Annotated in this window: 20 protein-coding genes, 1 pseudogene and 1 riboswitch; of the genes and pseudogenes, 14 read left to right on the top strand and 7 right to left on the bottom strand. The window is 32.7% G+C overall.

All coding sequences use genetic code 11. The annotated features are described in order from the left end of the window. Positions 1 to 18: 18 nt before the first annotated feature. The 3 genes from BDW31_RS12600 (at position 19) to BDW31_RS00170 (ending at position 1,463) form a co-directional block, all read left to right on the top strand. Positions 19 to 405, top strand: a complete 387-nt coding sequence (locus BDW31_RS12600; protein WP_240556880.1) for a hypothetical protein — start codon at positions 19 to 21, stop codon at positions 403 to 405. A gap of 23 nt (positions 406 to 428) precedes the next feature. Next, a complete protein-coding gene (locus tag BDW31_RS00175; RefSeq protein WP_053024561.1) occupies positions 429 to 689 on the top strand; it encodes a YciI family protein in 261 nt (86 codons plus the stop codon). A 231-nt stretch (positions 690 to 920) separates the two neighbouring features. Then, positions 921 to 1,463: a PadR family transcriptional regulator gene (locus tag BDW31_RS00170; RefSeq protein ID WP_258365711.1), complete on the top strand. Its 543-nt coding sequence runs from the start codon at positions 921 to 923 to the stop codon at positions 1,461 to 1,463. A 325-nt stretch (positions 1,464 to 1,788) separates the two neighbouring features. On the opposite strand, the gene BDW31_RS00165 is transcribed toward BDW31_RS00170, so the two are convergent. Further along, complete coding sequence (locus BDW31_RS00165) at positions 1,789 to 2,679, bottom strand: fructose bisphosphate aldolase (protein WP_053024560.1); 891 nt, start codon at positions 2,677 to 2,679, stop codon at positions 1,789 to 1,791. Positions 2,680 to 2,852: 173 nt separating this feature from the next. Here BDW31_RS00165 and BDW31_RS00160 point away from each other — a divergent pair, with 173 nt between their 5' ends. The 3 genes from BDW31_RS00160 to BDW31_RS00150 all read left to right on the top strand — a co-directional run bounded on the left by BDW31_RS00160 (position 2,853) and on the right by BDW31_RS00150 (position 5,922). Beyond that, positions 2,853 to 3,176, top strand: coding sequence for an AAA family ATPase (locus BDW31_RS00160; protein WP_240556881.1), 324 nt, complete (start codon positions 2,853 to 2,855; stop codon positions 3,174 to 3,176). 357 nt (positions 3,177 to 3,533) lie between these two features. Further along, a complete protein-coding gene (locus BDW31_RS00155; RefSeq protein WP_053024559.1) occupies positions 3,534 to 4,280 on the top strand; it encodes an HAD family hydrolase in 747 nt (248 codons plus the stop codon). A 316-nt stretch (positions 4,281 to 4,596) separates the two neighbouring features. Then, positions 4,597 to 5,922 (top strand): putative glycoside hydrolase, encoded by a 1,326-nt coding sequence (locus BDW31_RS00150; protein ID WP_053024558.1) that lies wholly within the window; start codon positions 4,597 to 4,599, stop codon positions 5,920 to 5,922. A 39-nt stretch (positions 5,923 to 5,961) separates the two neighbouring features. On the opposite strand, the gene BDW31_RS00145 is transcribed toward BDW31_RS00150, so the two are convergent. Together BDW31_RS00145 and BDW31_RS00140 are read right to left on the bottom strand one after the other, a co-directional pair. After that, positions 5,962 to 6,588 (bottom strand): cell surface protein, encoded by a 627-nt coding sequence (locus tag BDW31_RS00145; protein WP_245151294.1) that lies wholly within the window; start codon positions 6,586 to 6,588, stop codon positions 5,962 to 5,964. Between the two features lie 199 nt (positions 6,589 to 6,787). Beyond that, positions 6,788 to 7,213 carry a hypothetical protein gene (locus BDW31_RS00140; RefSeq protein WP_053024556.1) on the bottom strand — a complete coding sequence of 142 codons (426 nt, stop codon included), beginning with the start codon at positions 7,211 to 7,213 and terminating at the stop codon, positions 6,788 to 6,790. Positions 7,214 to 7,360: 147 nt separating this feature from the next. Then, positions 7,361 to 7,467: riboswitch (SAM riboswitch) on the top strand. A gap of 111 nt (positions 7,468 to 7,578) precedes the next feature. Here BDW31_RS00140 and BDW31_RS00135 point away from each other — a divergent pair. Both BDW31_RS00135 and BDW31_RS00130 read left to right on the top strand, forming a co-directional pair. Then, complete coding sequence (locus tag BDW31_RS00135) at positions 7,579 to 8,394, top strand: MetQ/NlpA family ABC transporter substrate-binding protein (RefSeq protein WP_053024555.1); 816 nt, start codon at positions 7,579 to 7,581, stop codon at positions 8,392 to 8,394. Between the two features lie 242 nt (positions 8,395 to 8,636). Continuing rightward, on the top strand, positions 8,637 to 9,974 hold the full coding sequence (locus tag BDW31_RS00130) for an aspartate aminotransferase family protein (RefSeq protein WP_037551541.1): 1,338 nt from the start codon (positions 8,637 to 8,639) through the stop codon (positions 9,972 to 9,974). Between the two features lie 57 nt (positions 9,975 to 10,031). Here the strand turns inward: BDW31_RS00130 and BDW31_RS00125 are convergent, their stop codons facing one another. Beyond that, positions 10,032 to 11,483, bottom strand: coding sequence for an APC family permease (locus BDW31_RS00125; protein WP_053024554.1), 1,452 nt, complete (start codon positions 11,481 to 11,483; stop codon positions 10,032 to 10,034). Positions 11,484 to 12,223: 740 nt separating this feature from the next. Between BDW31_RS00125 and alsS the strand changes: the two genes are divergently transcribed. The 3 genes from alsS to BDW31_RS00110 all read left to right on the top strand — a co-directional run bounded on the left by alsS (position 12,224) and on the right by BDW31_RS00110 (position 15,654). Continuing rightward, positions 12,224 to 13,888, top strand: a complete 1,665-nt coding sequence (alsS, locus tag BDW31_RS00120; protein ID WP_037551543.1) for an acetolactate synthase AlsS — start codon at positions 12,224 to 12,226, stop codon at positions 13,886 to 13,888. A 34-nt stretch (positions 13,889 to 13,922) separates the two neighbouring features. Beyond that, positions 13,923 to 14,627, top strand: coding sequence for an acetolactate decarboxylase (gene budA, locus BDW31_RS00115; RefSeq protein ID WP_037551544.1), 705 nt, complete (start codon positions 13,923 to 13,925; stop codon positions 14,625 to 14,627). 139 nt (positions 14,628 to 14,766) lie between these two features. After that, a complete protein-coding gene (locus tag BDW31_RS00110) occupies positions 14,767 to 15,654 on the top strand; it encodes a zinc ribbon domain-containing protein (protein ID WP_053024553.1) in 888 nt (295 codons plus the stop codon). 134 nt (positions 15,655 to 15,788) lie between these two features. On the opposite strand, the pseudogene BDW31_RS00105 reads toward BDW31_RS00110, so the two are convergent. Next, positions 15,789 to 16,325 (bottom strand): annotated as a pseudogene (locus BDW31_RS00105) (CocE/NonD family hydrolase C-terminal non-catalytic domain-containing protein); the annotation flags it as partial. Positions 16,326 to 16,597: 272 nt separating this feature from the next. Here BDW31_RS00105 and BDW31_RS00100 point away from each other — a divergent pair. Both BDW31_RS00100 and BDW31_RS00095 read left to right on the top strand, forming a co-directional pair. Then, on the top strand, positions 16,598 to 17,038 hold the full coding sequence (locus tag BDW31_RS00100) for a hypothetical protein (RefSeq protein ID WP_245154751.1): 441 nt from the start codon (positions 16,598 to 16,600) through the stop codon (positions 17,036 to 17,038). 147 nt (positions 17,039 to 17,185) lie between these two features. Continuing rightward, a complete protein-coding gene (locus BDW31_RS00095; protein ID WP_053024551.1) occupies positions 17,186 to 17,902 on the top strand; it encodes an epoxyqueuosine reductase QueH in 717 nt (238 codons plus the stop codon). Positions 17,903 to 17,954: 52 nt separating this feature from the next. Here the strand turns inward: BDW31_RS00095 and BDW31_RS00090 are convergent, their stop codons facing one another. Further along, the gene (locus BDW31_RS00090; protein ID WP_037551548.1) at positions 17,955 to 18,248 is read right to left on the bottom strand and encodes a hypothetical protein; all 294 of its coding nucleotides are present in this window, start codon (positions 18,246 to 18,248) and stop codon (positions 17,955 to 17,957) included. 72 nt (positions 18,249 to 18,320) lie between these two features. Beyond that, positions 18,321 to 19,388, bottom strand: a complete 1,068-nt coding sequence (locus BDW31_RS00085; RefSeq protein WP_053024550.1) for a quinone-dependent dihydroorotate dehydrogenase — start codon at positions 19,386 to 19,388, stop codon at positions 18,321 to 18,323. 230 nt (positions 19,389 to 19,618) lie between these two features. Here BDW31_RS00085 and BDW31_RS00080 point away from each other — a divergent pair, with 230 nt between their 5' ends. Continuing rightward, positions 19,619 to 20,473: a fructosamine kinase family protein gene (locus BDW31_RS00080; RefSeq protein WP_037551550.1), complete on the top strand. Its 855-nt coding sequence runs from the start codon at positions 19,619 to 19,621 to the stop codon at positions 20,471 to 20,473. Positions 20,474 to 20,504 lie beyond the last annotated feature (31 nt).

The following is a 20,504-nucleotide window of genomic DNA, read 5'->3' as shown; positions in this document are numbered from 1 at the left end:
GCGTCAATGTGTCCAGCAGTGACGACGTGGGAAGCGGTTAGCAAGGCAATCGATATTGCACAGAAATATGTTTATGTCAGTTTAATTGCAGGACCTAAGGAAAACTCAATTGTCGATGAAGTCGTGGTATTTTTAGATGAAGAAAGTCAACCTATGACGGCGGATATGTATTATTTATTACAGTTGTTATACTTTAATGATTATACTTATGAAACATTAATCGAACGCCATACGCAACATAATGACAAACCAATTGAAGATGTGATGCAACAATTGCCACAATGGTTAAAAGAAGTAGAAGTGGAATTAGATGAACAGCAACTTGCAAACGTAGAACACTATTTACGAGATAAATATGGCAATACCATACCGTTATCACTGGGGGTAAATTTGGTAAAGTATTGATTCACGTTTAGAGGAGACATTCGATGAAACACTACCTCGTAAAATTTGAACGCACTGATTTAAAAAGATGGAAAAAGTATGTTGTTCCACATGTTTTATATTTGAAGAAATTAATCAAACAAGGACATTTAATCGTTTCTGGTCCTACAGTGAATGCGCGGAAAGATAAGAAGGAAGCTTATTTAATATTTAAAGTTAAAAATCGAGACGTCTTAATGACATTACTTGAGAAAAATCCATTTTGGTATAAGGGATTGATTTCGAATTATACCATTGAAGAGTGAAAACCATTATTCGGTAATCTCGATCAACTCACAAACGAAGAATTTAATAATGAATAATAATCGTAAATACTATTCTGACAGAGTTTGTTGGGGTAGTATTTATTTTTATTAAAATTATTTCGATATATCGCTTTACTTATAACGATATATCGAAAAAGTGATTAATTAAATATAAAAGAAAAGGTGATTTTAATAATGTTTAGAAGACATATGCAAGATATAAGATAAGGAATGGATCATTTTGAACAATTTGGTAGAAGTAAAGGGCCACAAGGTTTTGCGGGATTTGGTGGTTTTGGACGACGTGGTGGAGGTCGAGATAGATTCTTCAAAAAGGGAAATTTACAATTTATAATTTTACAAATGTTAGAAGAGGAATCACGTCATGGTTATCAAATCATTAAGGATTTAGAAGAACGTTTCAAAGGATTCTATTCACCAAGTCCTGGTTCAGTTTATCCAATATTACAAATGTTACAAGATAGAGACTTTGTACCGATTTCTAAAGAAGGTAACAAAAAAATCTACACAATTACAGATGAAGGTAAAACTTTTTTAAAAGAGAATGTAGACCAAGATGAATTTACAAAACGCTTAGAACAATTTAAAAGTGCAGATTTTGAACAAATGAAAGCATCTTGTGAACAATTACAAGGATTATTCCATGGATTTATGAAAGCAAGTCAAAGCGCATTACAAGATGAAGAAAAACAAAAAGAATTAAATGTATTTATTGAGGAAACTAAACAAAAATTAGAACGTTTCTATAAATAATAAATATTAGAAAAGCCGGCCGGTTGAAATAACCAGTCGGCTTTTAAATATTCGAGTGAAGTTGTAGAGCACCTCGCCGGAATGATAAACGGGCTACAGTGAGCAGGTTTTTCGGCAGAAATACTCAAAGTTCGACAAAACTTGAAGAACAGTTTTGCTCACTTTTCGATTCTGGTCAAAACCTAAGCGCTCACTTTCGCACCTGGTGATAAACGGGCTACGAAAAGCAGGTCGTTCGACAATAATACGCTAATCGCTAAAATCAAAGAGCGATTTTTGCTCATAGCTTGTTATTGCTCACGACCTGAACGCTTTTCTTCGCACCTTAGTTTTTATTTACTGATGCGTCGTAGATTGAATCTACTGCGTCACCTAATGCTTTATCAAATTCTTCTTGTGATTGGCTAGCGCGTAAGTCACTTGCTAATGCACGTGAGAAGCTTGCGATTAATTCATCATTGTCTTTCAATAATTTGTTAGCTTCGTCTCTGCTGTAACCACCTGATAATACAACCACGCGTACAACATTTGGATGATCTGCTAATTCTTTGTATAAGTTAGCTTTAGTTGGGATAGTTAATTTTAACATTACTAATTGATCATCGTTTAAAGCATCTAAGCCTTTTTTAAGTTCAGCTTTTAATACTTCTTCAATTTCAGCTTTATCTTTAGCGTTAATGTTAACTTCAGGTTCAATGATTGGTACTAAACCTTTAGCGATGATTTTTTTAGCGAATTCAAATTGTTGTTCAACAACATCTTTAATACCTTGTTCATTTAATTCTAAGATATTAGAACGCATTTTAGTACCGAAGATATGACGTTCAACCGCACGGTCTAAAGTATCGTTTAAATCATCGATAGGTTTCATTAATTGAACACCGTTTTGTTGTTCAGCTAAACCTTTGTCGACTTTTAAGAAAGGTACAACACCTTTGTCTGCTAAGTAGTCACCAGTGTATTTGCCTTCAACTTCACGATCCATAGTTTGTTCGAAAAGGATAGCACCTAAAATTTTGTCTGGAGAGAATGAAGGTGAAGTTACAACTCTAGTACGCATATCGTGCACAAGTTGGAACATTTCGTCATCATTGCTATATTCGTCCTCGTTTACACCATACTCTTTTAATGCTTTAGGAGTACTACCGCCACTTTGGTCTAATGCTGCGATAAAACCTTTCCCATTTGTCATTTTTTCTAATTGTTCTTTATTCATTACTCTTTTCACTCCTTTAATTAACTTTCATATTTATTATGATAAAAATAAAGCTCATTCTCAAGTTATAAAACTTATATTTATTGAAAATTCATATTTTACAGTTTATAGTTTCATAAATTAGACGCATTTAGCGATAATAAAGTTAATTAATCTTATTAAGTGAGGGAAAAATGGAAAAACGTATTTTAATTATTGGAAGTCCAGGCTCTGGTAAATCGACATTAGCTCATCATTTACATAAAACGTATGGCATACCTTTATATCATATGGATAACATCAATTGGATTGATAACAAAATGATGATTAGTCAAGAAGAATTAATTGAACAGCTTAATCAAATTATTGCTAAAAATACTTGGATTATTGATGGCAATTATTCGGACACACTACCTTTAAGGTTGAAGAGAGCAACTGTCGTTATATGGTTAAAAGAACCTAGATGGAAGTGTATTTACCGTGTCATAAAAAGGGTGATTATTCACAATTTGAAATGACATCGCATTGGGGGTAATCCGAATACAATTAGTTTTGAATTTATAAAATATGTGTGGCAATTTCCTGAAAATAATAATGAATTCATCAAATTACAACAACTGAAAACGCAAGGTCATATTAAATGGGTTTATAAGTAATTCACGTCTCAAAAACTTATAACATAATCATCAAGATGGTCATTAGTTAAAAAATACCTACAAATATTTAACATAATTTCTTATTATTAACGATATAAAAAACCTGATAGAAAACAAACTATTTATATTAAACGTGAATAATAGTTTGTTTTATATTATCATTTATTTTAAAGGTAGGGAGTTTTTTAACCTTCATTCATTTAAAAAGGCGTGTGAGTAATGATTAAAAAAATTAAATTGGTTATTTTTGATTTAGATAATACGCTATTTTCTTTTAATAAATTATGGATAAAAGCGAATAAAGATACGTTTGAAGCGTATACGTTATTTAAAGATATAGATTATAGTTACTTTATGAAATTATTTAAAAAATATGATTTATACTTTTGGAAACAGCATGATGAAGGGGTTATTACTTTAGATGAATTGCGAGAGTTAAGGCTAATTAAAACTTTACAGCATTTTGATATAAATATTTCTCGAGAAGAAGCCAACGAGTATTTTGAATCCTTTTTTACTAAGCTACTGTCTAGTATAACTGTTAATAGAAAAATGAATGATTTACTTATGTCATTAAAAGAAAATGTAAACATCGCCATACTTACCAATGGAAAGCTTAAAGAACAGAACACTAAAATTGATAATCTCGATATTAGATCAATTTTTGAAAAGAATATTTTTATATCTGAAAATATAGGTTGCGAAAAGCCTGATCCTAAAGCATTTTTAAATGTCACGTCTAGACTAAACGTTAATCCTGAAGAGTGCTTGTTTATAGGAGATTCTTATAGAAATGACATCACGGGAGCATTAAATGTTAATATGGCTACCATTTGGTTAACGAATTCTGATAAAGATACAGAATTAAATATAAAAGATGGACTTTATTATTGCGAAGATAATATTGAAGTTCTACTAAAAAAGCTCTTTGATGATGAATATAAAGATTTAACAATTTATAACTAGTTTATTACGAAAATTAGAGTGTATAGAAAGTAATCATTTTCTGTACACTCTATTTTTATGCGTGATAGACAATTCTCATCTTAGAACTCTTGTAACATAATCAGTGTATCATTAATTTTTAAAAATTAAATTCATGCAAATATTAGATAATTTATTATATAAAATTTTGCCATATTGATTAATAGTTCATAAAGTATGCTATTCTATAAGAAAGTTAGGTTCTCTTATTTAGGATAATTAAACTATTTAAATCGCTTACTATTCTAAATAATGAGAACCTATTTATACTTATAAAGTATATTCGGAGGCTAAGGGAATGAAAAAGAACAAAATATTTGCTGTATTAACAACAAGTGCTTTGTTACTCGCTGCGTGCAGTAATGGTGATAATTCATCTAGTAGCGGGCAAAAAGGGGACAGCCAGAAGAACGAACAAACTAACAGTCAAAGCGAGAAATTGAAAAAGAATAATGACAAAAACAAGAATGAGAATAAAGTCGATTACCCTAAAGATGGCGTTAAAGGAATTTATGTCACAAGCAATTCGACACAAGGCGATAAGATTGATGAATTAATTAAGTTCATTAAAGATTCTAAATTAAATACAATGGTTATCGATGTTAAAGATGATGAAGGTAATATCACAATGAAACTTAACACGGGAAATAAACAAGTGGATAAGAACACATTAAATATTGTAGATGGTAAGAAATTGTTGAAAAAATTGCATGATAACAATATTTATCCAATTGCTCGTATCGTTACATTTAAGGACACTAAATTAGCTAAAGAACATCCTGAATGGTCATTTAAAGAAAGTGATGGATCAGTTTGGGCAAATGGTAAAGGCGATAGCTTTGTTAACCCATTCATGAAGGAAGTATGGGATTATGATATTACTGTCGCTAAAGCTGCAGCTAAAGCTGGATTCCAAGACATCCAATTTGACTATGTACGTTTCCCAGAAGGCTTTGAAAATGAAGCAGACAGTTTAACTTATAGTAAGGGTGACTACAAAAATAGCAAGTTAAGTTCAGGTGAACAACGTGTTGATACAATTACAAAATTCTTAGAACATGCTAATAAAGAGTTGAAACCAATGGGTGTTAACGTATCGGCAGACGTATTTGGCTATTCTGCATTAGTTAAAAACGCACCAGGCATTGGTCAAAGTTTCCCTAAAATGTCTGAAAATGTAGATGCGATTTCATCAATGATTTATCCTTCACATTGGAGTAACGGTGACTTTGGATTAGATGCTCCGGATACAGAACCATACAAAACAGTAAATCGATACATTCAAAAAGAAAACAGTTTACTAGATTCACTTGGTAAGAAAAAACCAATTTCTCGTCCATGGATTCAAGATTTCACAGCATCATATTTAGGTCATGGTAATTATATTGATTATGATGCGAAAGCAGTATCTGAACAAGTTCAGGCTTTAAAAGATAATGGTGTGAATGAGTTCTTACTATGGAATGCGGGTAACGAATATACTGAAGGTGCAAACTATAATCCTAAAAAAGGTAGCGCGAAAGAACGTGACCCAGAAGGTGTAGAGCATGATACAAAACAGCAAGACAATAAAGACGACAATAAAAAAGATAGTAATGAAGAGAATGGGAACAGCAATCAATAATAAAAAAGCGAGATGACTTTGAAGTCATCTCGCTTTTTTCTATGAGATTTTTTTATGAGATTGTTTAGCTACTAACGCACCGCCTAGTAATAAGAAAATGCTACCTAATAATTGAGTGGATTGTTCACTGTCTGAATGACCAGTTTCAGGTAATGAAGATTGAGAGTTAGTGCTATCATGGTTTTCTTGTTTTTTTACTGATTGAGACGAAGGCACTTCGTTGGATTTGACGTTACCTACATAATATGAATTTAATTCACGTGCACAATCTACAGAATTGATTTTAGATATTTCTTCCTTTTGATCATCTAATTCAGCAGCATTTGCAATACCGTGTTCAACATATGTTTCTCCACTTTGAAGTTGATTAAACTTACTATATTTATCATTTTTATATTCGACTTGGCCATTTTTATGAACTTTATAAACACCTAAACCAGCATTTGCTTTATTATGGCTTTTAATTTCAAAATAGTCCCCTTTGTCGATTGCTTTTCCAAAGTTTTGTAAATCTGGATTACCTCCACTATTTGATAACGCCTCTGAAGCAACCTCTTGTGCGTTATTCTTAGTAACGATATCAGCAGCAAAAGCTTGATGTCCGCTAAACGCAGTTAATAATACTGTACTTGAAATAAGTGTTGACGCAAATAGAGAAACCTTCATCACAATGAAAACCCCATTTCATTATTTATCGTTTACAGCTTTAGTGTAACACTCAGAATTAATTAAAATAGGGCTTTAAAGTAAACCATATTGAAACTTTAAATTAGCTTAAAGAATGACATATTTGTAAAGTTAGATTTACAATATTAAAATTTTTATGAATATAAACAATCGTTATAGAAAATTCAAAGATGCTAACTTACCATTTCTTTTTAGAAAAGTAAGGGATAGACCATGCCATACAAACAGTGAAAATCAAATGTGCAATTATCCATAAACCATATTCTGTCCAACTAAATTGGAAAAATGGACGTTGTGCCAACATAATAAGTGATGGATATAATATTAGAAAAATGATGATCAGTAATAAATAACTTATTTTGTAAAAAGGTTTGAAAAATTTATAAATAAATAGAAATGTGATATAAATTAAAAATCCAATGACAATATGAATCAATAGTTCTAAAATCAATGGTGTTTGATTTGGGTCAGCAATGAAATCGATATTGATCAATAACAAGGTTAGGTGCGTCGTGTGTGTTACGACATCCATAATAAACATTATAGGTAATAATAAAATGCTAATTAGCAATGCGCTAAGAAAGTGGTAGCCGTATCGTATCATAAATATCCATCCTTTAAGTATGTTTAACAAGCTATTCCCTATGGCAAGATGAATCACACATTTTAAAAATTTAGAATATTTTAAAAATTATATTGACCAAGACAAAATCCAATGCTAATATGGTATCAATTCAATAAAACTTGTTAACTCTTATCAAGAGTGGTGGAGGGATGTGCCCTAAGAAGCCCAGCAACCGTCGTTTAACGAAATGGTGCTAATTCACATAAAGTAGACAATACTTTAAGAGATAAGAGAAAGTCTATCGATACTTTCTCTTAAATAATAGAAAGTATTTTTTATGTCTTCTAACTATTTAAGAGTTGAAGTGTAATTGAATCATTATTAAAAAAGAGGTGTCGATATACATGAAAAAATGGTTAAGTGTGATAAGTATTTTAGTTTTAGTTATTGTATTGGCAGGATGTGGCAAAGATAAAGAGGGTAGTAAAAAAATCACGGTTGCTGCTTCACCTGCACCCCATGGAGATGTGTTGAAGAAAGCTAAAGAACAATTAAAGAAAAAAGGCTATGATTTAGAAGTTAAAGAGGTCAATGATTATAAAGTGCCAAATAAATTATTAGATAAAGGTGATGTAGATGCCAACTTCTTCCAACATGTACCTTATTTAAAAGCTGAAAAGAAAAGTCATGGATATAAAATAGAAGAATTAGGTAAAGTATTTACAACTCCAATGGGCGTATACAGTAAAAAATATAAAAATCTAAAAGATATTCCTGAAGGTTCAACGATTTATGTTTCAAATAATCCAGCGGAAGAGGGACGATTTTTATCATTCTTTGTAGATGAAGGTCTCATTAAGTTGAAAAAAGGTGTCAAAATTGAAGATGCTAAGTTTGAAGATATCGCTGAAAATAAAAAGAATTTAAAATTCAATCATCAACAAGGGGCTGAGTTTTTACCAAAGACATATAAAAATGGTGAAGGAGCAGCAGTGATTATGAATTCTAACTATGCCATCGATAATGGTTTGAAACCTTCTAAAGATGCAATTGTTATGGAAGGTAAATCATCTCCGTTTGCCAATATTATTGCTGTACAAGAAGGACATAAAAAAGATAAAAAGTTCCAAGAATTATTAAAAGTTATGCAATCGAAAGAAATTAAAGATTATATTAAGAAAGAGTATGGAGACGACGTAATTCCATACGAAAGTAAATAATTATCCATATTAAACTACCCGCAAAGTAATTGCTTTGTGGGTTCTTTTTAAAAAGAAAATAATAAATACCAAAAATTACAAACTTTAATTATTTTTGATTATTCAGAAAATATTTACAAATCTGACAATTATTAGTAATATATTGAATATTATCACTGAAATAGTGTTTATATAGAGGGCCGAAGAACTTTTCAAATAGAGGGAAGCAAAAGGGATGGTCTATCTTGGGAGGATGAGCCGATATGAGTAAAGCAGAGGAATTAATTAATGAAGATGGTAAATACTTCGCCGCATCAGGGAGAATAAAATACTATCCATTAGCCATTGACCATGGTTATGGTGCGACACTAGTAGATGTGGATGGTAAAGAATATATTGATTTATTATCAAGTGCAAGTTCACAAAATGTAGGACACGCACCTAAACCAGTTACCGAAGCGATTAAGAAACAAGCTGAGAAATTTATTCATTATACACCAGCATATATGTATCATGAACCAGCAGTGAAATTATCTAAAAAGCTATGTAAAATTGCTCCAGGTGACTATGAAAAGCGTGTAACGTTTGGATTGAGTGGGTCTGATGCGAATGATGGTATTATTAAATTTGCGAGAGCTTATACGGGACGCCCTTACATTATTAGTTTTACAAATGCATATCATGGGTCAACATTTGGGTCATTATCCATGTCTGCCATTAGTTTAAATATGCGCAAACATTATGGGCCATTATTGAATGGATTTTATCATATTCCATTCCCTGATAAATATAGAGGGATGTATGAGCAGCCAAATGCAAATACAGTTGAAGAGTATCTTGCACCATTAAAAGAAATGTTTGCGAAATATGTGCCAGCGGAAGAAGTGGCTTGTATTGTTGTAGAAACAATCCAAGGTGACGGAGGTCTATTAGAACCTGTAGATGGTTACTTTGAGGCATTAGAAACGTTATGCCGTGAACATGGTATTCTAATTGCTGTAGATGATATTCAACAGGGGTTAGGGCGAACTGGGACATGGAGTTCAATTGATCACTTTAATTTCACACCGGATTTAATTACATTTGGTAAATCACTAGCAGGTGGGTTACCGATGTCAGCTATTATTGGGCGTAAAGAAATCATAGAGACACTTGAGGCACCGGCACATCTATTTACAACTGGTGCGAATCCTGTAAGTTGTGAAGCGGCTTTAGCTACATTGGGTATGATTGAAGATGAAGATTTATTAACTGCTAGTTCTGAAAAAGGGGCTTACGTGCGTAAGCGAATGGATCAATGGGTGAATGCTTATGATTTCGTTGGAGATGTGCGTGGTAAAGGTTTATCAATTGGTATTGATATCGTATCAAATAAACAAGCTAAGACGAGAGCTTCTGAAGAAGCACTTAAAATATGTAATTATTGTTTTGATCATGGTCTTGTATTGATTGCAGTAGCTGGTAATGTATTACGTTTCCAACCTCCATTAGTTATTACGTATGAACAATTAGATTATGCGTTAAATACAATAGAGAATGCATTGCAAGCGTTACAAGATGGACAACTGGATAACTATAATATTGATGGTCAAGGTTGGTAATACGTAAAGAAGAGGCTGGGAATGATGTCCCAGCCTCTTCTAGTTTACTTGATTAAATTAATCTTTCGGTACAATGTAGTCTTCTTCTTCATTTTTCTTAGAGTGTCGAACACCATAACATAAATAGATGATGATACCAACTACGAACCAAATTAAAGTATATAGTTTAGCATCGAAACTTAATCCCCAGAATACAAGTAATACTAAAATAAATGTGATTATTGGTAATACAGGGAAGAATGGTACTTTAAACGATGGTACCGGTAAATCTTTACCTTCACGTTTTCTTAAACGATACATTGCAAGAGACACAAACATAAATGCGACTAATGTTCCTGCAGAGATAAGTTGTGCTAAGAATGCGAATGGAAACATTGAACCAATTAATACACCGATAATTGTTAGAATTAAAAGTGCTCTGTTTGGTAAATGTTTATGGTTTAATTTTGATAACCAAGATGGTAATAAACCATCACGACCAAATGAATAAAGTAAACGTGATCCTGCTAACATCATACCAATTAAAGCAGTGAACATACCGATTACTGAAATAGCTTGGATGACAGCGGCGATAATACCGTGGCCACTTTGACGAAGTGCCCAACCTACAGGTTCAGCATTACCTGCATATTTAGAGTAATGGAACATACCAACCAATACTAGTGCTACACCTACGAATAATACTAATGCCACAGCTAATGAACCCAGAATACCACGAGGCATTGTTCTTTGTGGGTTAATGGCTTCTGCAGAGTTGGAAGCGATTGAGTCGAAACCAATGTAAGCTAAGAATATCATAGAAACCCCAGCATAAATACCTTGCCACCCACCGAAATCACCATTTTCAGTCACTTTATGTTCTGGAATAAACGGAACATAGTTTGATGCTTGGATAGCAGTTAAACCTACGATAATGAATAATACGATTGCAAATACTTTTAAGATAACTAAGACGTTTTCTACACGTGCTGTTTCAGACATACCACGTGATAAAATGATTGCTGTAATAATGATTACAACAGCAGCGATGATATCAATGACACCACCATCAGCTCCGAATGGATTCGATAATGCTTTAGGTAATACAATACCTAATGGCGAAATGAGTCCTCTTAGATTGGCTGAGAATCCGGATGCTACAAAGGCTACGGCAATAAAGTATTCAGCTAAAAGTGCCCAACCTGCGACCCAACCTGAAAATTCTCCAAATAAAACGTTAATCCAAGAATAAGCTGAACCGGCGAAAGGCATTGTTGATGCCATTTCGGCATACGAGAAGGCAACTAAACCTGCAACAATCGCTGCAAGTAAGAATGATAATGCAACGGCAGGGCCTGCGTGTTCAGCCGCTACAACGCCAGGCAATGTGAAAATTGCAGTTGATACAATCGTACCAACACCTAATGCAAGAAAATCTCGAACGCGTAATGTACGTTTTAAATGACCATCTTTATTTTGATAGATTGTGGGATCTTCTTTTCGAGTTAAATTTTTGAAAAAACTGGCCATAATTATGAACCTCCACTTACTAATATATTGAGTTATAAGATTAGCTTGTTATCTCTAGAATATTTATTATATTAGCACAAAACTTTATATTTTTGTCTAAAATTTCTGAAAATTTTAAGTTTTCTTACTTTTTATAAAATGACAGAGTGTAACAAGGAAATTTTAAATGATAGATTTGATTATAACAGATTAATAAGAAATAAAAACAACAAAAAAGAGTAAAATTATCCACAAAATATAAAAAGTAGTCTTTCGACTGAGAATAACATACTAAAAATACACAATAAGTCAAGTAATTAGACCTTTATATAGTGGCATTTTACTAAAAAATTAAAGTTTGTTGACCTATTCCATTATGGAATAGGTTCTATCGAAAATATGTATTTTATTAATAGTTCAGCGCATACTATAATTAGTTATGTAATAAAGTTATATCATATTTAAATGCTTCTATTTCATGTAGTAAATCCATCCCCTTATATTGTATTAGCATAGTAGTGCTAAACTTTATGATTTATTATACCCATTGACATAGATAGAAGACTCCCATCTCACATTTAGATATGTATCCCTAACTGAGATTACTAGCAACAATGAAATAATGAAGTAACTTTAAATATAAAGAAGCCACAACTCATGTAACTAAGTCTTTCCCTCTTTTTCCCTTAAAAAATAGACATGTAAGTGGCTTCTTTTTAATATTAAAATTTAAAACGAAACTTGAAAGGATATGAATTCAGATGACTAAAGAAAACTATTCTGCTGCAAACATGGTCATTGATACTTTAAAAAATAATAATGTAGATTACGTATTTGGTATTCCAGGAGCTAAAATAGACTATCTCTTTAATGCTCTTGAAGATGATGGTCCAGAACTTATTGTGACACGTCACGAACAAAATGCTGCCATGATGGCACAAGGTATCGGTCGTTTAACTGGTAAACCGGGTGTAGCATTAGTAACAAGTGGCCCTGGAGTAAGTAACTTAACAACTGGATTATTAACAGCGACTTCAGAAGGTGATCCAGTGTTAGCTATCGGTGGTCAAGTTAAACGTAACGATTTATTACGTATGACGCATCAAGCAGTAGATAACGCTTCTCTTTTAAGATCATCTACGAAATATAGTGCAGAAGTACAAGATCCTGAGTCTTTATCTGAGGTAATGACAAACGCTATTCGTACAGCGACTTCAGGTAAAAATGGTGCAAGCTTTATTAGTATCCCACAAGATGTTATCGAGTCTCCAGTAACATCTAATGCAATTGATTTATGTGAACAACCCCAACTAGGTGTTCCAAATTTAGAAGACATTCAAGACGTTATCAAAGCTATAAAACATGCGAAATTCCCAGTTTTGCTAGTAGGTATGAGAAGTTCAAGTGAGAAAGAAACTGAAGCAATTCGTAAATTAGTTGCTAAATCAAATTTACCAGTTGTTGAAACATTCCAAGGTGCCGGTGTACTTAACCGCGAATTAGAAAATCACTTCTTTGGAAGAGTCGGTTTATTCCGTAACCAAGTAGGTGACGAATTATTAAGAAAAGCTGACTTAGTTGTTGCAATTGGTTATGATCCAATTGAATACGAAGCAAGTAACTGGAATAAAGAATTAGATACAGAAATCATTGCTATTGATGAAGTACAGGCTGAAATCACTAACTTTTTACGCCCTAAAAAAGAATTAATTGGTAATATTGCAGGGACAATTCAACTCCTATCTGAAAATGTGCATGAACCTATTATTAATCAAAATCGTTTAGATGACTTAGAACGTTTGAGAGCAGAAGTCATTGAAGCAACAGGTATTAAGTACACACATGAAGATGGCGTAATGCATCCATTAGAAATTATTGAAACAATGCAAAAAACACTAACTGACGATACAACTGTTACTGTTGACGTAGGTAGTCATTATATTTGGATGGCACGTAAATTTAGAAGTTACAATCCAAGACATTTACTATTTAGTAATGGTATGCAAACACTTGGTGTTGCTTTACCTTGGGCAATTGCAGCTGCATTAGTGCGCCCAAATACTCAAGTTGTGTCAGTAGCTGGAGATGGCGGTTTCTTATTCTCAGGTCAAGATTTAGAAACAGCCGTACGTAAAAATTTAAACATCATCCAATTAATTTGGAATGATGGTAAATATAATATGGTAGAGTTCCAAGAAGAAATGAAATATAAACGTTCAGCTGGTGTTGAATTTGGACCAGTTGATTATGTGAAATATGCTGAATCATTCGGTGCAAAAGGGTTACGTGTTACTAATCAAGAAGAATTAGAAGCAGCTTTAAAAGAAGGCTATGCAACTGAAGGCCCTGTATTAATTGATATACCAGTGAATTATAAAGACAATATCAAATTATCAACGAATGTATTACCAGATTCTTTAAATTAATTATTAGTCAAACAAACATAGGAGTGAATATTCAATGAGTCACGTATTATATCAACATGGTACTTTAGGTACATTAATGGCAGGTCTATTAGAAGGAACTGCGTCTATCGATGAACTATTAGAACATGGTGATTCAGGACTAGCTACATTAACAGGTTCTAATGGTGAGGTTATCTTTTTAGATGGTGAAGCATTCCATGCTAACGAGCATAAGGAGTTTAAGAAACTAAATGGTGATGAAATGACGCCATATGCAACAATTACTCGTTTTGAAGCAGATCAAACATATCAAACTTCAAATAAAGATTCTGAAAAAGTGTTAAACGAAGTTAAAGAACATATGTTAAGTGATAACTTATTCTCTGCAGTGAAAATAAGTGGTACGTTTAAAAAAATGCACGTACGCATGATGCCTAAACAAGAACCACCTTACACTAGATTAATTGATTCAGCACGTAGACAACCAGAGGAAACGCGTGAAGATATTAAAGGAACAATTATTGGATTCTTTACTCCAGAATTATTCCACGGTATTGGATCAGCTGGCTTCCATATTCACTTTGCTAATGATGATCGCAACTTTGGTGGTCATGTATTAGACTTTGAAGTAGACGATGTAACTGTTGAAATACAGAATTTCGAAACATTCGAACAACATTTCCCAGTTAATAATAAAACATTTACAGAAACAGAAATTGATTATGCAGATGTAGATGCAGAGATTAGAGAAGCTGAATAATTAATAATCATACCTATAAAAGAAAGATGAATTCTCAATGAATTCATCTTTCTTTTTTAATTTATAAAATATAATATATGACACAATATAAAATAATGGTATAATAACTTAGAATTTTATATTTATGGAGGGAGCCCTAATGCAATGTCCAAATTGTGATCAGACATATCAACAAGGAGATCAATATTGCGGTAGTTGTGGTAATAAATTAAATGGTTCATTATCTCAATCAACGCAATCAACAACAGAATCATTCAATTCGGAGATTCAAACTACAAGTCATTCTACAGCTGTTAAGCAAGAACAAATTAATGGAGAACAGAATCATAGTGAGTACGATCGTGGTGAGTTTGCACATAAATATATGTCTTATGAACACCGCTACGCTGAAGGTCCATTCACGATTAAGGTAAAATCGACCTTCAATGAAAGTAAGCAATTTTTTAAACAAGCTTTTACTTCTCATGATGCAGTGATGAAAGGGAATAAGTCATTTAGTATTACTTTGCTATCATCATTAGTCATTATTGGTTTACTTATATTGGGAATGTTTTTACACTTACTTTCAGCAAGTTTATTTGATGGTTATTTTGTTGATACTGCAACAATTATCTTGAAATTTGTATTAACTACTATGCTAGCACTTGCGTTTTTATTTATCGTAACATTCGCCGTTATTCACTTAATGATAGTAGAAAGCATTTCCTTTAAAAAGGTTTTATCTGATTATATATTAGTTAATACATTATCAGTAAGTATGTTATTTTTGGGATTTATTGTGTTTTTCTTTGAGTTGTATATTTTCAGTGGTATATTGATTGCCTTTTCAGTGATTTTACTTTTAACATCATCAGTGTATTTAATTTCAAAGTATAGTGTAAATCATACGTTACGTTTTGCGAGTTTCTATTGTGTAATGATTTTCTTTGTAATTATTGGATTTGCCTTACATTTATTTGGTTCAACTATCATTCATCGATATGATGATTTAGGTATTTTACACCAATTATTTTGGCGTTGGCTCTAATGATATCTTGAGATAAATATTAATGGTAGATGATATATAAATTTAAAAGCCAGTAAGTGAATTTTATAATTCATTTACTGGCTTTTAGGTATTGAGAAAAGGAATATGCTTAATGTTTGTTTTACTTTAAATAATTATTCAATTACTGGAATAATTAGGTGTGAATCATAATCGCCACCAGTATAAACAAGGTGATTGTCTTTGTTTACAGTATCTTCGTGTTCATAACGTGTTTTCGTATTAGGTAAAGGAGTGCTATTACCTTTGATAATTTCGTTACATTTAACAACAACTGCTAATGACTCACCTTTTTTAAATAATGTACCAGATGGTAACCATTCTATTTCGATTGGCACGATTTCATTTGGGCTAACTTTTTGTTCATGTTTATGTGTATGCCGTGGTTGTGCAATTGTTGATTTCGTTTCATCTAGTTCGCGATGAGAAGCGCGTAACCAACCTGTTGCAACTTGACCTTTTTCATTATGATTGAAATCAGGGAAATGCACCTCATTACCACGACGGTCTAACTTTTTAATGACTGCAAAGATATCTAAATCGTCAGCATTTTCTGCAGCTATCCACAGTTTTAATTTCATATTACCAGTCAATTCTGTATCTTGTTCGAAAGTATGAACATAACATAATTCATCGTCATCACTTTCAGAATCGATTGCTAGTATTTTCTTATCGAGGGGCATTCGAAAAAATAAATTAGATGAAAATCGAGTTTATTCTAAAGAAGCATATCAAAGATTATTAAAGAAGCATAAGTTAGGCAGTATTTTCGGTGGTATTATGTTCGGTGTAATCATGAGCCTACTTAATTTAACGCGACTATATTTTTCGGATCAAAAGATTGAATTAGGATTTTTCATAACATTTAATTTTATTTCTGCTTTAATTTTCGGCGTAGTAAGTTATTTCGTTGGTAAAGGTAAAATTGTTAAAGAATATGGTGAGGGGGATTAAGAAATGGATAAATTTATTTAATTGGTTCACTCAAAATCCCACAGGTCGTGATGAGCCTGAGCAATGTGTGCTTGAACATAAGTTAGCGGTTATGTTTTTATTGACATATATTTCAATAGTTATCTTAGGTACAATAAGTTTGGTTATTGATATGAAGAGAGAAACAGCGAATTTTGGAACAATATGCTTATTAGCGTTGAGTGTTATTTTAACGTTTGTATCTCTTTGGATTAATAGAAGAAACCGTTTAGATGAGTTAAAAGCTCATTCAGCTGAAGAATACAAACAATGGGAGAAACAGCTTGCAATAAAATGCTCGTTTTTCGTCGTTTATTTTGCAACGGTGATGTTTATTATTACGGGGATTATCTTCCCTTATATTTTTAATGATGGGTTTAACTTCAAAGAATAATTAATCAAATGTGCAATTTCTGGTGTGCTATTCGGCGGTATCATGTTTATTTACTATATGATTATGCTAAAAAAAGAATATTAACTATTATTCAACTCCTTAATTATTATATAATAAATGTATATAATGCTTAAGGAGTCATTTTTTATGTTAAAAGCTGATCCAATTATTGCTAAAATGAAGAATCAAAAAATTAACTACGATAAGGTATTGAAAAAATTAATTAATCAATGGGAAAGGGAAGGTTTAAGACCTAAAATCTTACTACATAGTTGTTGTGCGCCATGTAGCACTTATACGTTAGAATATTTAACGGAGTATGCTGACGTGGCAATTTATTTTGCGAATCCCAATATACATCCTAAAAATGAATATTTAAGACGTGCAAAAGTTCAGGAACAATTTGTTTATAATTTTAATGAGAGAACCGGAAAGAACGTTAAATATATTGAAGCGGAATATAAACCACATGAATTTATGAAAATGGCAAAATCACGTGGCCTCACTGAAGAACCAGAAGGAGGGTTACGTTGTACGGTATGTTTCGAAATGCGTTTGGAGCTAGTTGCTGAAGCTGCTGTGAAATACGGGTATGATTACTTTGGAAGTGCACTCACACTATCACCTAAAAAGAATGCGCAACTTATAAATGAACTGGGTATGGAAGTACAACATTTATATGACGTGAGCTACTTGCCGAGTGACTTCAAGAAAAATAAGGGCTATGAACGTTCAATAGAGATGTGTAATGACTATCATATATTTCGACAATGCTATTGTGGATGTGTCTTCGCTGCGATGGCTCAAGGTATTGATTTTAAACAAATCAATCAAGAAGCTAAAGATTTTTTACAACAATTTTAGAAAAAATGACTCCTAATTTGAAGTTTAATCATTTCAAATTAGGAGTCGTATTTTATATTGTTCGATTAATGAAACGTATAATGGCTAGAATGGCAATCACAAATGCAGATAGGATACCTGCAATTTTTAAACCTTTTTTCTGCTTCTCAGGTTCTGGATCTTCATTTTCCATCATTTCAAGTAATTCACGTTCGATTTCAAGATCAAGTGCAGTTTTCTTTTCACCATTGTAACCAATGCTATTATCGTCATCTTTTTGTACTTTATCATTTTGATTTGATGGCTGTTCTTTACTTTTAGACGGTTGGTCTGCATTTTGTTTTGTATGTTTATCTTCTGCAGTCATATGTATACCCCTCCGGTAAACTTGTTATCTTTGGCTTAAGTATAGTACTTTTTATAATTAAGTAAAGCTATATTATTTCGCGTCTAATCCAATAATATCACTCACGTTACTATAATTATGTTGCTTTAAGTAAGCAGCGATGTCTTTATTTATCTTCTTAGTCAAACCAGGACCTTCAATAACTAATGAAGAATAGATTTGAACAAGAGATGCACCATTTCGCATCATTTGAATGGCATTTTTAGCACTAAATATACCGCCTGTGCCGATAATTAAGAATTCGCCATTTGTTTGTTGATATGCCCATTTCACTAACTCTAAATTTCTTTTGAAAAGGGGTTGTCCACTTAATCCGCCATCTTCTACTTTATTAGAAGAAGTGAGACCATCACGCTTACGAGTTGTATTCGCTAGAATCATACCATCAAATGTTTCAGTGATTGCTGGTAGAATATTTTTAAAACCATCTAGTTCTAAATCAGAAGTTAATTTTAAGAAAATAGGGACATTTACTTCTGTATTGGCTTTAAAGTCTTTCAAAGCTTTGCATAACATTGAAAATTCATCTTTATCATGGAAACTTTGTAAATTCTCAGTATTTGGTGAACTTATGTTAACTGTAAAAAATGAGACATCAGCTTTAAACGTATCAATTACTTTAATGTAATCTTGATAACGCTCATTATAAGGTGTCGTTTTATTTACACCAACATTTAAGCCAACAGGGATATTGTATGAATGGCGACGTAAATTCCATAACGCTCTGTTCATACCAATATTATTAAAGCCCATACGATTGATTAATGCATTATCTTCAACTAGACGATACATGCGAGGTTTTGGATTACCATCTTGAGGTTTAGGTGTAATGCCACCTAATTCAAGTGCACCGAATCCAATATTTTCAAGTGCTTTAGGTACTTCGCAAGATTTGTCAAAGCCAGCAGCTAAACCAACTGGGTTGTTAAATGTGATACCTTTAATTGTTTGTGTTAAATAAGGATCTTCATAGTTAAAGATTTTGTGCATAATAGGTAGTAAAAAGGGGCGTTTTTGGGCAAGTTTTAAAGCATCAATGGTCATGCCATGCGCTTTTTCAGGGTCGAATTTAAATAATAGTGGTTTAATTAATTTATACATTTTAATGCTCCTGTTTCATTGTATTTGAGGCTTACTATCCTCATTTAATATCATTGAAAAAACATTCCTCTCTAAGACTAGCATGTTCAACAATAATTGCATAGTTAATTTAGAAACTGTTTAAAAATTTGCCTCAACTTAAATGTGGATATATATGCTAACGATTAAATAGTCCTATTTCAGGAAATATAATAATAAAGTGAGAAGATGTATTCGAAGGAGGAAACATCATGAAAAAAGATTGGCAAGAACAATTACCATTAAATCATATACGAGACATTAAGCCGGTGAGTGGTGGAGATGTGAACGAAGCATTCAAAGTAACTACAGAAGATGACGTGTATTTCTTATTAGTTCAACGCAATCGTGATAAATCATTCTATGCTGCTGAAATTGCTGGACTTAACGCTTTTGAGGAAGCAGGTGTTACAGCACCACATGTGATTGATAGCGGTGAAATTAATGGTGATGCTTTCTTAATATTGAGTTACTTAGATGAGGGAACGACCGGTAGTCAACGAGAACTAGGTCAATTAGTAGCCAAAATGCATAGCCAGCAACAATCTGACGGCAAATTTGGATTTGATTTACCTCATGAAGGTGGAGATATTTCATTTGATAATACTTGGTCTGATTCGTGGATTGAAATCTTTGTCGAACGTCGTATGGATCATTTGAGAGATGAACTCATGGGGAAAGGATTATGGAATGACGAAGATAATAAAGTCTATGAACAAGTACGCACAGTGATGGTAAATGAACTAGAAAATCACAATAGTAAACCGTCATTATTGCATGGAGACTTATGGGGTGGCAATTATATGTTCTTAACAGATGGTAGCCCCGCTTTATTCGATCCTGCACCGTTTTATGGCGATAGGGAGTTTGATTTAGGAATCACTACTGTATTTGGTGGATTTACCCGAGAATTTTATGACGAATATGAGAAGCACTATCCTTCAGGAAAAGGTGCTCGTAAGCGTTTAGAATTTTATAGACTATATTTATTTATGGTCCATTTACTAAAATTTGGTGGAATGTACGCTAGTAGCGTAAATCGATCAATGGATGAAATATTGGCATAAAAAATAAGCATGGGCGGTACAGGTACAGTGA

The organism is Staphylococcus sp. AtHG25 (assembly GCF_003217445.1).
GTDB lineage: Bacteria > Bacillota > Bacilli > Staphylococcales > Staphylococcaceae > Staphylococcus > Staphylococcus haemolyticus.
This window is presented reverse-complemented; position numbering and strand designations above follow the sequence as displayed.

Bases quoted from the DNA above. Each gene is read 5' to 3' on its own strand.
- BDW31_RS00175 (WP_053024561.1), top strand. From the start codon at position 429: ATGAAACACTACCTCGTAAAATTTGAACGCACTGATTTAAAAAGATGG.
- BDW31_RS00170 (WP_258365711.1), top strand. From the start codon at position 921: ATGGATCATTTTGAACAATTTGGTAGAAGTAAAGGGCCACAAGGTTTT.
- BDW31_RS00165 (WP_053024560.1), bottom strand. From the start codon at position 2,679: ATGAATAAAGAACAATTAGAAAAAATGACAAATGGGAAAGGTTTTATC.
- BDW31_RS00160 (WP_240556881.1), top strand. From the start codon at position 2,853: ATGGAAAAACGTATTTTAATTATTGGAAGTCCAGGCTCTGGTAAATCG.
- BDW31_RS00155 (WP_053024559.1), top strand. From the start codon at position 3,534: ATGATTAAAAAAATTAAATTGGTTATTTTTGATTTAGATAATACGCTA.
- BDW31_RS00150 (WP_053024558.1), top strand. From the start codon at position 4,597: ATGAAAAAGAACAAAATATTTGCTGTATTAACAACAAGTGCTTTGTTA.
- BDW31_RS00145 (WP_245151294.1), bottom strand. From the start codon at position 6,588: ATGAAGGTTTCTCTATTTGCGTCAACACTTATTTCAAGTACAGTATTA.
- BDW31_RS00140 (WP_053024556.1), bottom strand. From the start codon at position 7,213: ATGATACGATACGGCTACCACTTTCTTAGCGCATTGCTAATTAGCATT.
- BDW31_RS00135 (WP_053024555.1), top strand. From the start codon at position 7,579: ATGAAAAAATGGTTAAGTGTGATAAGTATTTTAGTTTTAGTTATTGTA.
- BDW31_RS00130 (WP_037551541.1), top strand. From the start codon at position 8,637: ATGAGTAAAGCAGAGGAATTAATTAATGAAGATGGTAAATACTTCGCC.
- BDW31_RS00125 (WP_053024554.1), bottom strand. From the start codon at position 11,483: ATGGCCAGTTTTTTCAAAAATTTAACTCGAAAAGAAGATCCCACAATC.
- alsS (WP_037551543.1), top strand. From the start codon at position 12,224: ATGACTAAAGAAAACTATTCTGCTGCAAACATGGTCATTGATACTTTA.
- budA (WP_037551544.1), top strand. From the start codon at position 13,923: ATGAGTCACGTATTATATCAACATGGTACTTTAGGTACATTAATGGCA.
- BDW31_RS00110 (WP_053024553.1), top strand. From the start codon at position 14,767: ATGCAATGTCCAAATTGTGATCAGACATATCAACAAGGAGATCAATAT.
- BDW31_RS00095 (WP_053024551.1), top strand. From the start codon at position 17,186: ATGTTAAAAGCTGATCCAATTATTGCTAAAATGAAGAATCAAAAAATT.
- BDW31_RS00090 (WP_037551548.1), bottom strand. From the start codon at position 18,248: ATGACTGCAGAAGATAAACATACAAAACAAAATGCAGACCAACCGTCT.
- BDW31_RS00085 (WP_053024550.1), bottom strand. From the start codon at position 19,388: ATGTATAAATTAATTAAACCACTATTATTTAAATTCGACCCTGAAAAA.
- BDW31_RS00080 (WP_037551550.1), top strand. From the start codon at position 19,619: ATGAAAAAAGATTGGCAAGAACAATTACCATTAAATCATATACGAGAC.